Below are 13,041 nucleotides of genomic sequence, written 5' to 3' on the forward strand. Positions count from 1 at the left end.
CACCACGACCGGCTGCTTGCGTTCAGGCCCCGGATGCAAGCACATCCGCGCTCACGACCTGATTGCGGCCACCCTGCTTGGCGCGATACAGCGCCGCGTCCGCCCGTTGCAGTAACGAGGCCACGGTGCTGGCGTGAGCGGGAAAGCTGGCCGCGCCGAACGAGGCGGTGACCTTCGGCAGACAGACGCCATCGCCCATGACCTGCAGGGCCTCGATGCCGGCGCGCAATTTCTCCGCCATCATGCACGCGGTTGGCAGATCGACTTCAGGCAGGATGATCGTCAATTCTTCGCCGCCGTACCGGCAGCAGATGTCTTCGCCACGCGTCTGCGCCAGCAACAATTCGCCAATGGCCGCCAGCACGCGGTCGCCGCCGCTGTGCCCGTGCAGGTCGTTGAACCGCTTGAAGTGATCCACATCCAGCATCAGCACCGATAACGGCAGCGCCCGGCGCGTGCAGCGCGCCAATTCGTGACTGAGGGTTTCTTCCAGATAGCGGCGGTTGTACAGGCCTGTCAGCGGGTCGCGGATCGACTGCTGGCGCAGCGTTTCGCGCAAGCGCTGGTTGTGTAGCGCCAAGGAGAGTTGTTCTGCCGCCGCCTCGGCCACGGTCAACGAGGCAAGATCGTCAGGGTCTTCGCTACGCAATGCCAGCATTCCCAATTGCGTGCCCTGCGCCGATAGCGGAATACAGGCCGTGGCCGCATGCGCCGGGAGGTTGACGCCGGCATGCTGGCACAGCATGCCCTGGCCGGCGTCCATCACCACATGGGTGCGGTCGCGGCGCAGCGCCCAGCAGTTGTCCGGCGCGATGCTGGCACTGGCGTCGTCGGCCATCTCGCCCCAGGCGACCACCTGTTCGGCGCGATCGCGCGAGGCGCGTAGCAAGTAGACCGCGCCGGCGGCACCGGGAATCAGCGGTGCAATCGTGCGTGCAGTGATTTCCAGCGCTTCTTCGGCATCGCGGCAGTTCTGCAGCAACCCGGAGTAGCGTGCCAGCGCCTCCAGACCAGCGGAGGTGCGTTCGAGTGCGGCAAACGACTCGATCAGGCGCTCGCTGGTCCGGCTGGCGTCGTCTTCGGCACGCGTACGCCGTTCCAGCTCGCGCGACAACAAGCGGTAGGCCAGCAACATCACCAGCAAGCCACTGGCAATGCCGATCACAGTCACCCACAGCACCCACTGTGCGCTGCGTGTGGTGGCTGCATTGCGCCTGATCAGTTGCTGCCGCTCCAGCTCCGTCATGGTCTGCACCTGGCGGCGCAGCGATGAAGAGGTCTGGAACACCCCGCGCGCGATGGCGGCACGCGCGCCATCCAGGCCTTGCTTGCGATAGCTATGCAATAACTCGTCGATCTGCGCCAGGCGCGCGTCCACCAAACGGCTCAGCACGACCACATTGCGCCGCTGCGTCGGGTTGTCCTGCACCAGGGCGTCCAGCCGCACGATGCGCTCGGGCAGGCGGCCGATCGCATCGGCATACACGCCCAGAAAGGCCTCATTGTCGGTCAGGACATAGCCGCGCGCCGACGATTCCGCCGACAGCATGCCCGCCTGGATCTCGTCGATGCTGGCGATCACTTCCTGCGTGTGCGTCACCCAGCCGGCGTCCGACAGCGAACGCTGCGTCGTGAGATACCCGCCCACGCCGATCAGGACAAAGATCAGCCCGCCCACCAGCAAGGCCCCGGCAGCGCGACGTTTGGTTCTTTTGGTCAACACCGCGTTCCCCGGCACGATTGTCTGGTCGAGTTCGATGCAAGCCGCGTGCCTACGCTCCACTTCGCTTGCCGAGTCAGCTGGCAGACGGCACATCGCCCCCGGCCGCAGCGTCATGGCGGTATGCTGGCAAGCAGTCACCGAAAAGGGCGCCCGTTGGTCATTTTTCTAGGCAATTACCAGCTCACCTGTCATGCCGCCAAGGGCGATACCCCCGCCCATGGCTGGGTTGCCGGCTGGGATATCGCGCAGATCGGCATCGGCCGCGGCGCGACCCTGGCAGGCGCTGCGCTGTCGTCGACCTTTCCCGACCATCGCAGCGCCATGTCCGCCGCCCGCATTGCCGGCATGGTCACGCTCGAAGCCATGCACGCCAAAGCGCAGGAGCAGCGCGAGCACGCCTGACCGACAGGTCTTGACGGCTGCCACGCGGTTTGCTCTGGGCTGATCAGGCCGCCGTCGAGCGTCTCTGGCTTAAGTGCAATGGACGAGCCCAATAAAGCGTCCTGGCGCTGCTGCAACACGAAGCCAGCGCGTTGCTGGCCTTGTGCGATCAACTCGGCGGCGATGCCGTCCCGCGTTGTGCAACTGCCGACGACCTTGCAGGCGCCCTGGTTCGTCGCGATGAGCACGAACATGCCGCGCGCGTAACTAACTGACGCAGTGCGCGCAGCCTGCATCGGTCCTTCGCAATCTCCAACGCCTGGACCTCTGCATCGGGGAATCCCGGCCTGGGCCGTGTGTCTCAGGGCTGAGGCTGAAGCGGGCGGGCAGGGTCAGGACGCACTGACGCACGTCGGTGACCCGCGCGCTTTCGGTGGCCTCGCTGTTAAACGAACGCTTCAATGGTGAGGTGGCTTATGCCTTCTGGATCGCTGTGGCACGCCTCGTCCTCACCAAAGGAAGGCCGCTGCTGCCAGCGTTGCTGCCAAGCCTGGAACATGAGGATGGGCCATAGATGCGTGTGCCACTTTCGTTGACCTGCGATGAACGCTTGCCACAGTTGCGTCACCACCTCGACGTCGAAGACGCCTTGCTCTTCGAGTTTTGAAGGAACCAGCAAGTCTTCAGCCCACTCGCGTAGGGGGCCGCGTAGCCAGCGGCCGACTGGCGCACCGAAGCCTCGCTTTGGTCGATAGATAAGCTCCTGCGGCAGATACAGTTCGAGCAGGCGCTTCAAAATGTATTTTTGCTCCCCGCGAACCATTTTGAGCTTGAGCGGAATCTGCCAGGCAAGCTGAAATACCTGGTGATCCAGGAAGGGGGAAGACGTGTTCAGGCCATGCAGCATGCACGCGCGGTCGACTTTGGTCATGAGTCCTTCCCCAAGTTCCATCGCAATGTCCATAAAGAGAACGCGCTCGCCTGGGGATCCGACGGTCAGCTGATCCATGGGTGTGTCATAGATCGTGGGGTACTCCATGGAGCCAAGCACGGCGCAGTGGGGGTTGCGCCAACGCGAGACTCTGAGCAGGTAGCTCTCTTCCACCGAGCGACTGATCGTCTCCCCCAGGGCCGCTCGCCATCCGCCCAAACGGGCCGACTCCTTCGTGTAGAGGCCCCGGCGACGCAGCAAACTGCGCAGAGTGTCCGGGATCATGGAGGTCAAGCGCGCATTGCGCAGTGCACGCGCATAAGCGGCATGGCCGAAGAATAATTCGTCGCCTCCATCGCCTGTCAGCATGTGACTGACGTGGCGGCGCGCGGAGCCTGCTGCAAGCAGTGTCGGAATCTGGGACGAGTCCGCAAAAGGTTCGCAAAACGCCTGCGATAACTCCGGCAGAATGGCCACGGCCTGCTGATCGCTGATGCGTTGTTGGAAATGCCGCGTACCGAGATGGCTCGCCACCTTCTGCGCCCAATCCATTTCGTCGTGATCGGCATCCTCAAATCCGATGGTCACGGTATCGACAGGCGTTGAGCGTTGCGACTGCAAGAGGGACGTGATGAGGCTGGAATCGGTTCCTCCCGACAGGAATGAACCAGTCCTGCTATCGCTGACGCGATCAACCGCCATCGAGAGCGCATCCTGCAGGCGGCTCATCGCACGCTCTTCGGCGACATGCTCTCTTGCTTGGATCAAGTTGCTGACATTTCTTTTTGCATGCCAGTAGCGCGATCCCTCGTTAGGGTCGTGATGAGGCGCACCGCGTTCCACATCCAGCGTGCTGAAAACTTGAACGGTTCCTGCCGCTAGTTTGAAGATGCCTCGATGGATGCTGTAGGGCGATGGAATGTAGCCGTATCGCAGCAAGAGTGTCAGCGCATTCCGATCGAGCGAGTTACTGAAGCCGTGAGACGACGCGATGGCTTTGAGTTCAGAAGCAAACACAAGACCCTGATGTGTCCAGCCATAGTACAGGCTGCATTGACCGATGCGGTCGCGTACTAGCGACAGCGTGTGTAATCGACGATCAAGGATGGCCAGGCAGAAGCTACCATCGATGAGCTCTAGGGTTCGCCGCAGCCCCAGCGACTGAATGCTTTGCGCGATCCTTGTGGCAGAGGTGTCGCTCTCACAAGCCTCTGGTGTCCTGTAAAGCGGCGCAAGGCCATTGGCGCGTCCAGCGAAGGCAACAAGATAACGACCATCGGCAGAAAAGCCCATGCGAGACCCCGGGGTGCCAGAGCTCTCGCATGCGGCAAGTACCAGGGATGCGTCAACGACGGTTGCCACACACGCTTTATCTCCCCGGTGCTTCATCACGGCAACCATCGCACTCCCAAGCCGTCTTAGCTTGTCGCTGTCTTTGTGAGAATTCGGTTCCAACCACAATCCACAGATACCCGACATCTGACCCGTCCGCCCTTGACCGTAGATAGGTGCACTGGGCCGGGCAGCGCGACTTGCTGGCGACGTCGCTCCCGATCCAGTGCGGCGCGCATGGTGGGCTGGTCGTGTGTGGATTCCGCCTGGAAATGATCAAGGAACGGTTGAGAGGGCTCTGCTTTCAGCGCTTTGCATTGACGTCGGTCTGGCGCGCTCCGTCATGTCGAGCGCGTGGATGGCCGTGTGCAACCAGGCGCAGGGATGACTCGAACAGGTGACAGATGGCGCTTGCCCTATCGATCTGCCGACCGCCACGCTGCCGGCAATCGATATCTGCGCCTATGCGAGATCGGTGGCCGACAAAACGCGCCGGCATCGGCTGATCGAAGTCGATACCGGGATATCGGCCCGCTTGCCGGCGCTGGCGGAGTCCGAACGCAGCTTTGGCGCGGCTTATTGCAAGGTGGGTGAAGGCATTGTGGGGGTATCGACGTCGGCCGTTGGCCGCATGCCCCCAAAAGTACCCCCAACGTCGCATGGCTTGATACGTTCACGTACGCACTGCGTCGCACATGAAAAAGGCCGAGAACCCTTGTTTTACGGGGGTCCCCGGCCTTCTGTGGACCTGCTCGGTCCGGTCATTGGTGGAGGTGGGCGGAGCCTGTAAACGCCCTCAAACAACCCATTGATCCTAAAGAAATTAGAACTCAATGGATGGGTTTGCTTTGATACCTCGAATGATACCTTGATTCCCGAGTGTCGAAGCCGTGCGCAAATCGGAGTAGGAAAACTCCTACTCCGATTTGGTATTCGTTCATCTATGATCGAAGAAGCCTTAACATGGCTTGGCCGCGAAGCACCATTGCGGGAATGGATGATTACCAGGGGATGGATATGATCGAATTGCTGTTGTTCGACTTGGATGGAACGCTGCTTAGAACTGATGATCTAGAAGGGTTTCGTGGGGAAAATGGCTTTGGTCAAAAGTCGTCAGACTGGTATCAGCAACTCAATAATGCATTCGACCGCCGCCGGGATCGAGTTCACTACACAGCTCAGCATCTTGCTCAATTAGCCCAGGGCAGGAGGCTAGGCGTCTTCACAAGGTCGCCCCGAGCTTACGCTTCCACCCTTTTGAATAAAGCTTATCCGGGCTTTCCTTGGTCAATCGTTATAGCCTATGAAGATGTTTCAAAAACAAAGCCGCACCCGGACGGTGTGTGGCTAGCAATGAACAAGTGTGGAATTGACCACCCCAGTAAAGTGGCAGTCGTAGGGGACGAGAAAAGTGATGTATTGGCGGCATATCAAGCGGGATGTTGGGCTTTCTTGGATAAAGGAGGCTGGGGCTCTGCCGGTAAAACGCCACAAAATTATTGGACCCTAGAACGAGTTCCGGACATGATTCTGTCCGGGCCCAATGATTTAATTGGAAAGATACAAAATCCGATTGAGTTACTGCCAGAGCTTGAACGGGCTGGGCAATCAAAGGCAAAAAATTATTCGCCAAGATTCGATGCCTGGAAGCATATAAGCCCGCCAGGGATGACCACTAGGGAAGGCGAATTTATCGGCGTCATGGGAAGGAATTTTTCTAACTATGAAGAATTGAAGCGCCGCAGTGCGTGGCATCAACTAACGCAAGAGATCGCAGACAACAAAGATTCCGTTGTATTTCCCGATCATTGGGTGGAAACGGTGCGGACATTTATTCGTATATCGTGGCCGGTCCAGCATGGGCGAGATACTGTCGTAACTGTGGTCCCTTTTAAACCGGGACGCCCCCCGAGATTAGAGTCTTTCTTGTCGCAGCTAGCTGCTTCACATGCCAAATTCCCAATTTCCCTGCAAGCAAATATTAGTTTTGTGCCCGACGTCATGAGCTACAATGCGGGGGCAAAAAGTCACAATAAAGAACATCTTGATAAAGTGGCCCGGTTCGAGAATGTAAGGGATCACCTTGTGGTAAAGAGGCCTTCGTCAATTTCTAGAAAACATGTTATTGTAATTGACGATGTTGTGACTTCGGATGCGTCATTGATTTATGCTAGCAAATATATGAAAGCGGCAGGGGCTCATAATGTTAACTGTGTTGCTCTCGCTCATGCAATTGGACCCCAGTGATTAGAATTTCTCCACGAACCCAAGTTCTGCTGCAACTCTCGATGCTGCCTGGTGTCGGGCCCGTTACGCTGCGCAAGGCTGTTGCTTTGGGGGCAGCAGATAATTTTTCAGTTGACGCAGTAGCTCGTGCCCTTCCGCCTGTATCCAAAGTTTTATCTGATGAAAAGTCTTGGAGTAGGGCACTGGAACTAGCGGATCAACAGTTGGATGCCCTTGAAAATCACGATGCACGATTGCTGTCGGGTTTCGATCCTGAATATCCTGCTCTTTTGCAGCAGTCCAGAGACGATCCAGCGCTTCTGTATGTCAAAGGCAAACTGGCCGAGCCTCAACAGCGTAGTGTTGCAATCATTGGAACACGGGAGCCGACTGGCCATGGCGAGATCATTGCCAAGAGGTTCACCGAGTTTTTTTCTAGCAATGGATGGAGCATTGTAAGCGGACTCGCGCTTGGCTGTGACGCAATCGCACACGAAAGCGCTGTTCTAGCGGGAGGTCATACTGTTGCCGTGCTTGCTCATGGATTGCAGACCATCGCACCCACTAAGCACAAAAGGCTTGCAGAAGAGATCCTTGACGCAGAGGGAGCTTTGGTGACTCAGTATCCCTTCGGAAGAGGTGCTATCCCTCAGCAATTCGTTCAACGCGACAAAACTCAGGCTGCGATGGCTGAGGGCGTCGTAATGATCCAGTCTGATTTACGAGGCGGAAGTTTGCATGCTTCGCGTGCGAGTGTGTCGAATAACAGATGGCTTGCGATCCCTTTTCCGACAGTCAAAGACGTTGATGCCGATCAGCCAAAGATTAGGGCCAATTTGATATTGGCTGACGGTAGCGATGCGGAAAAGCTAGCTCTGTTGCAGCAGGACGACAAACGAGTCCTTGAACGTATTATCGTGATCAGAAACAAGGAGGACTACTCGAAATTTAAGGCGCTTGATGACCCCTGTGTTCCTGTTAAAGAGTCATCTTCACCTAATGATGATATGTTTGAGTAGTTGGCCTTGGGCTTTAATTCGCATGATCTGAGATTGCGTTGGGACATGATGTCATCGAATGGATCTGAGGGTATGCAAATGACGCTCGTTGACAGGATGGTGCTTAGCAGCCAATTTAATAGATTGGTGGAGAGCTGATATGGAGTTCAGGCTTCTTTCGGCATTTCTCCTTTTTATCGGCTCGTATTTGCCGCTTGCACTAATCTTGCTGGTTCAAGATATTCCAGCGAAAATCTGGGTCATGCCGGTATGTAAGCCTTGGCGAGGCGACGCCTGCTCGTTTTATTTTTTTGATCATCCATACTTGGCGATTGGCGGCGTTATAGTCACAGCGTTCTGCCTTGCATGGACAATGCATGCGCTAAAAGCAGTTCCAAGGCGGTTCCCGGTTAGGATTGAAGAGGTCAAATCAATTCCGAATGATTTGATCAACTACGTATTTCCCTATATTGTGTCGTTTATGGGGCTGGCTTACGGGGATGTCTCCAAACTTGCCGGATTTTCAGTGTTTCTCTTTGTTCTGTTTTTGATCACTTATCGATCAGGCCAGATATTTCTTAATCCCATGTTGATTGTGTTGGGGTGGAGATTTTACGAGGTAAAGATGAAATTGGTTCAGTCCAATGAAGTGATCGTAGCCCGTGTATTAAAGAAGGGGCTCCTTAGCATTGGCGAAGAACGCGCCGAGGCGGTGCAGGATGTTTATATCATGGGGGATATATGACGCAGGATGCTTTCGAACGTTTCAAGAAATTTGACTTTGATAAAGCCGATGTTTATCTGTGGGTTTTTAAGCGTAGATCCGCTGAGAATGAGAAGTATACTGCGCATCATGTATTGATCGACGCAACACTGAGTGAAACATTGAAGGGTTTTGTCAAGGCTGAAAAGGAACGGATTACCGAGTTTCATCCTTATGGACATCTGGCTCAGACTAACGAGAACAGTTGCCTCTCCGTTGGAATCAATGAGACAAATTTTCCCATCTTAAAAGACTTGGTTGATCGTCCAGAAACACAGCATACGGTTAAGGAGACCAAGGAATTGCGGCGTGCGGTGGGCTACTGTATTAAATTTGTCCATAACGGAGAGGTTGTTTATGCCACTAGGCGCTCTCCCAACACATGGAGAACAGCATACAAGAAGAAAAATGTGCTGTTTATGAACTTCGTGAATGGCGCCTTGGAGGCAATAGAAGGCGAAGAGTTTACCCTTGATCCACGCTTTGATATGTTTTGCGTAGGAACCGGAATACTGGTTGCCAATAAAGGCGGCTTTGAGTCCATGATGCAGTATCGAGCCGGTTATGTTCAGGCTTTCAATCATCTCCGCACACAGCCTGAGTTCGTGGCTTTATTCACTGATATGCAGCCACTTATCGATCATGTTGGAACCAATGCGATACATTTGAGGCGCATGGCGGTCATCCAAGAAAAGGCCTTATATGCGGATGCGGCTTTCATTAGTGCACTTAAAACTGTGGCTCAGAAGTATAGCTGGGCTATCGAGTTCGACGCATCGAATAAAATAATACCTACCCCCGAGACGGCTGCCCTGATCATGAAGTTGTTATTGGATCAGCGTTTGGTTAGTGAGGTGACCCACATCATGTATGATGTCCCAGATGCGGTGAGAGTCCAGTAGGGTTATGTCTATCGCATTGATGAAATTCTGCCAAGGTGATAAATGAGTAAAGTCAGCCTCGATTCAATTGCAGCAGCTAAAGCGAAAATCGCCGAAGAAATAAAGAAGTTGGAAGAGCAAGAGGCCAATCTGCTGCAAGAAGAAGCAGCGAACGCTTTCCAGCAAGTGTCAGATCTGCTGAGCCGCTTCGGCCAGCACCTTACCGCCAAGCAGAAAGCAGATCTTGCAGCTCAGCTCGGGGCTTCTGTTGGCGGATCTGGCCGCCCGAAGAAGGCAGCCGGCACCAAGAAGGAAGTCGCTCCCAAGTATTGGTTGCCTCACAACCAAGAGACATGGTCAGGGCGTGGTCGCCCGCCTAAGGCCTTCACCATTTGGCAGGGCAGTGCTTCTTACAAAGAGTGGAAAGCCAAGCACCCGGATGAGAAGTTCCCGGCTTTCCCTGGCTGAGGCTTGCAAATGCGAGGCAACGAGTGCCCGAGTGCCCGAAGAGACTTCGGGCACTCTTTTCTTACGTCTTCGGATTGTCGTCCATTAGCTCAGATCACAACCGCTCGGCTGCGGCCAGGTGGTTGCCGGCAGCATCGCCTTGACGTCGGCTGGCGCCGTGATTCCAATCGTGCTGGCGCCAAAGGTGTCTTCCAGCTCATTGATGCTGACGATGTAGCTGTCCAGCGAGCCGAGCGTTGCGCTGTTCGGAATGAGCCAACTGATGGCCCGCGAGCCGCCACTTGGATTGGCCGTGATAATGGTCTTCCAGAAGAAATCCGGCGTGCGGATACCATGACTGGAGAGGAAGTAGTCGTTGGTCGTGTCGCTGTAAATGACGCCCCCATAGACTTGGACGCTGGCGATATCGCGATAACACTCAGCCACTTCTTCAGCGCGGACCCAGATGCCTTGATTGAAGCTAGCCACCTGCGGAACGATGTTAGACATCAAGTTCGCGCGTCGGATGTAGGTTGCGTTGTAGTCCATGTGGTTGGAGGTCACCAAGTGCCCCCGGTCATAGCCCGAACGCACACTGGCATAGGAAGCACTCGACGTTTGGCCTGCGCAGCCACTGGGTAATTCGGTATCCAAGTTGAAGCTTGAAGGGCGCGCCGCCGAGCCGGTGTCGGCTTGCAATACATACTCGTAGCGCAGCGCGGTGCGGTTGGTGCAGTCATAGCTCAACGTGTAGCCACCCTTGTTGAGCGTGACCACTTGGGCCTGGGCCGCAGCACTGAACGTGGTGATCAACGACACGGCGAGGAAGATTCGGAATCGCATAGCAGCACATCTCCTTGTGTTTTATGGGTTCGCACAAGCTCAGCAAGCACGGAACAAGGCCGTTGCCTGTTGAGGAACGCATGAGTTGACGGAGTTGAAACAGGCAGCCCAACTGGGCGAGTGGCAGGGTTGCGCCGCGCCCCTGTTGCCACGATGTGGCACGCGGTCGTCACTTGTATCTAATAAACGAGCTCTAGCGTCAATCCCTAATTCTTGAAGTTGTGACCCCGCTCCAACGACCTGAGCGACCAGCAAGTGGGTGGCTCCACAGCGTGGCACAGGCGGTGCGATCTCAGGCGATGCGACAGCGCTACCGATACTCATGCCCATGGATAGAGCCGAGCTGCGCTTTCACCTCGAACGCCTAGATGAGGCCGTGCCCGCTTTGCGGGTCTCCAGCCCTGACCGGCGCCACTTTTGGCAAGCCTTTGCCAGCATGGTCTCTGCCATCGAGAGCAAGGCGTTAACGAGCGAAGACGCGCAGTTCGTCGGCCGTCGAGCCGACGAAATCTTGTCGTGGCACGGGCTCGAGAGCAGCGACGAATGCACCTGAGGTCATCGGTGCTGCCTTAGCCCATCCTTCTTGATAGCCGTGCGCTTCTGGCGCGTAGGCATGCAGGCATCGCGCGATGCCTGCACATGTCTGCTTGCCCTATTCCAAGCGTCGGCCAAGCAATCGCCTGCTGACATCAATCGCTGCCCGTCCGCTTGCCATCGCTTTGATCCGCAAGCCTCGTAGGACATGCCTGGTGCTGTCTCCACCAACGCTGGGCCTCTGAGAGGGACTTTAGCTTCGCTGTCCCGACCGCAAGGGCAGGCCTCCTTCTCGACGCTTGCGCTTTGTTGCGGCCCTTCGCTGTGCGCCGCTTGCACGGTGCTCACTCACGGGTGCGGTCGGGCCGGACGCTTCGCCTGTCGGCTCCCACGAGGCGCACAACGCGCTGGTGGAGAAGAACCGATGAAGCGCACCCAAGACCTGAAGGCTCAATACCAACTCCAGATGGACGAAGAGGGCATCTTGCTCGCAGCGGCCACCATCCTGGAACAACGCCTTCAACGCCAAGGCCGCATCCACAGCCCCGACCAAGCTGGCGATTACCTGATTGCCCGCTGTGCTCACCTGCCGCACGAAGTCTTTGGGGTCGTCTTCCTGGACATCAAGCACCAGATCTTGGCAACCGAACATCTCTTCTTCGGCACCATCGACGGCTGCGAGGTGCACCCTCGGGTGGTCGCCAAGCGCGCCCTGGATTTGAACGCTGCTGCCGTCATCCTTTTCCACAATCACCCAAGCGGAAACCCCGAGCCCAGCGAAGCTGACCGCAAGGTCACCGAGCGCCTGCAGCAGGCTCTGGGCCTTCTCGACATCCGGATCCTCGACCATTTGGTCATCGGTGGGCGCCAGCACACCAGCCTTGCAGCAAGAGGGGGGGTATAGCCTTACATTCTGTAACTTGGCAATGTCTAAGCTGGATCTGATTTTGCCTATGGCTTGTTCAATTCATTTACGTAAGATGCAATCAACAAGCAAGGACCACCAACATGAAGGTTAGAGCCGTAACCAGCGCCAAAGACATTCAGCAGCGCCTTACCACCCTGGCTGAAAAGTGTGATCGCTTCTATTGGGCTACCGCATGGGCGGCGCCATCAAAATTACTAGATCTAGCGATAGCTTCCAAGAAGATGGCATTCTTTGTCATCGGGACGCATCACTATTTCACTTCGCCTCAGGTATTGGATTCATGTGTGGGGATGAAAACCGTGCGCGTGATGCGTCCCACAGGTCCGCTCTTTCATCCCAAGCTTTATGTATTCGAGATTTCTGGCCAAATAGAAGTCTTTGTTGGGAGCGCGAACTTGACGATGGGTGGACTAAAAGGAAATATCGAATGTGGAGTTTTTCTGACGGGGTCGGCTGAAGAGCCCTCCTTAAAATTGCTTAGAGATCATGTCGTTAAACTTTGGGAAGGTGCAGAAGTTCTTGATTCGGATTTCGCGAGCGCATACCGACTTAACTATCGCCAAGTGGAGGATTCCAAGCGGGGTTTGTATGAATTTGTTGAGGTGAGCGTAACATCTGGCAGTTCTGTAGGCTCCAGCGCGCCTCAGCATATGGAGTGGGCAGAGTTCGTTGCGAAGGTGAAAGAAGATGTAATAAACGGTTATGTCGGCCGTCTGCGTGTGCTATCCCAGGCACGGCAGATTTTTGCGAAGGAGGTAAATTTTAGCGATCTTGATGAGGATGATCGGAAGCGGGTCGCTGGTGTAATTCCAAAGGCTGATTGGGGTGATACAGATTGGGGTTTCTTCGGCAACATGACGGCGTATGGTCGCTTCTCTCCGATCCTAAGAGCACGAGTAAGGCTCTTCTCAAGGGCGTTAGGGAAGGTCTGAACAACGAGACCTGACAGGGCGGAAGGTGGCGTCGTTCCGAAGAGTGGCTTTTGGAACTTCGGAATTTCGCCATTTCTGGCGCTTTCCGCGGGAATTTCCCGGTTCACAGACGCACGCTCCCC

12 protein-coding genes are annotated in these 13,041 nt (G+C 56.0%); 9 read left to right on the forward strand and 3 right to left on the reverse strand.

Annotated elements, in window-relative coordinates:
* Positions 1-22: 22 nt before the first annotated feature.
* The gene (locus tag J7360_RS18930; RefSeq protein WP_209034491.1) at positions 23-1,678 is read right to left on the reverse strand and encodes a diguanylate cyclase; all 1,656 of its coding nucleotides are present in this window, start codon (positions 1,676-1,678) and stop codon (positions 23-25) included.
* 198 nt (positions 1,679-1,876) lie between these two features.
* Between J7360_RS18930 and J7360_RS18935 the strand changes: the two genes are divergently transcribed.
* Positions 1,877-2,125 (forward strand): hypothetical protein, encoded by a 249-nt coding sequence (locus J7360_RS18935; protein ID WP_033481556.1) that lies wholly within the window; start codon positions 1,877-1,879, stop codon positions 2,123-2,125.
* A 424-nt stretch (positions 2,126-2,549) separates the two neighbouring features.
* On the opposite strand, the gene J7360_RS18940 is transcribed toward J7360_RS18935, so the two are convergent.
* A complete protein-coding gene (locus J7360_RS18940) occupies positions 2,550-4,328 on the reverse strand; it encodes an asparagine synthase-related protein (RefSeq protein ID WP_176215059.1) in 1,779 nt (592 codons plus the stop codon).
* 1,032 nt (positions 4,329-5,360) lie between these two features.
* Here J7360_RS18940 and J7360_RS18945 point away from each other — a divergent pair.
* The 5 genes from J7360_RS18945 to J7360_RS18965 all read left to right on the forward strand — a co-directional run bounded on the left by J7360_RS18945 (position 5,361) and on the right by J7360_RS18965 (position 9,703).
* Positions 5,361-6,614: an HAD-IA family hydrolase gene (locus tag J7360_RS18945; protein WP_209034478.1), complete on the forward strand. Its 1,254-nt coding sequence runs from the start codon at positions 5,361-5,363 to the stop codon at positions 6,612-6,614.
* The gene (locus J7360_RS18950) at positions 6,611-7,612 is read left to right on the forward strand and encodes a DNA-processing protein DprA (RefSeq protein ID WP_209034480.1); all 1,002 of its coding nucleotides are present in this window, start codon (positions 6,611-6,613) and stop codon (positions 7,610-7,612) included. Before J7360_RS18945 ends, J7360_RS18950 begins: the two co-directional genes overlap by 4 nt.
* Before the next feature lie 139 nt (positions 7,613-7,751).
* A complete protein-coding gene (locus J7360_RS18955; RefSeq protein ID WP_209034482.1) occupies positions 7,752-8,336 on the forward strand; it encodes a hypothetical protein in 585 nt (194 codons plus the stop codon).
* Positions 8,333-9,256 carry a Kiwa anti-phage protein KwaB-like domain-containing protein gene (locus tag J7360_RS18960; RefSeq protein WP_209034484.1) on the forward strand — a complete coding sequence of 308 codons (924 nt, stop codon included), beginning with the start codon at positions 8,333-8,335 and terminating at the stop codon, positions 9,254-9,256. Before J7360_RS18955 ends, J7360_RS18960 begins: the two co-directional genes overlap by 4 nt.
* 42 nt (positions 9,257-9,298) lie before the next feature.
* Entirely contained in the window at positions 9,299-9,703 is a 405-nt protein-coding gene (locus tag J7360_RS18965; RefSeq protein ID WP_104622550.1) for an H-NS family nucleoid-associated regulatory protein, read from the forward strand.
* Between the two features lie 84 nt (positions 9,704-9,787).
* On the opposite strand, the gene J7360_RS18970 is transcribed toward J7360_RS18965, so the two are convergent.
* Positions 9,788-10,525 (reverse strand): DNA/RNA non-specific endonuclease, encoded by a 738-nt coding sequence (locus J7360_RS18970; protein ID WP_180313864.1) that lies wholly within the window; start codon positions 10,523-10,525, stop codon positions 9,788-9,790.
* Between the two features lie 328 nt (positions 10,526-10,853).
* On the opposite strand from J7360_RS18970, the gene J7360_RS18975 reads away from it, so the two are divergent.
* From J7360_RS18975 to J7360_RS18985, 3 genes are all read left to right on the forward strand, one after another.
* Positions 10,854-11,078, forward strand: coding sequence for a hypothetical protein (locus J7360_RS18975; RefSeq protein ID WP_209034486.1), 225 nt, complete (start codon positions 10,854-10,856; stop codon positions 11,076-11,078).
* 321 nt (positions 11,079-11,399) lie between these two features.
* The gene (radC, locus tag J7360_RS18980) at positions 11,400-11,963 is read left to right on the forward strand and encodes a DNA repair protein RadC (protein WP_343237357.1); all 564 of its coding nucleotides are present in this window, start codon (positions 11,400-11,402) and stop codon (positions 11,961-11,963) included.
* A 104-nt stretch (positions 11,964-12,067) separates the two neighbouring features.
* Positions 12,068-12,919, forward strand: a complete 852-nt coding sequence (locus tag J7360_RS18985; RefSeq protein WP_209034487.1) for a phospholipase D family protein — start codon at positions 12,068-12,070, stop codon at positions 12,917-12,919.
* Positions 12,920-13,041 lie beyond the last annotated feature (122 nt).

It is taken from the genome of Xanthomonas sp. D-99 (genome assembly GCF_017746145.1).
GTDB classification, from domain to species: domain Bacteria; phylum Pseudomonadota; class Gammaproteobacteria; order Xanthomonadales; family Xanthomonadaceae; genus Xanthomonas; species Xanthomonas cissicola.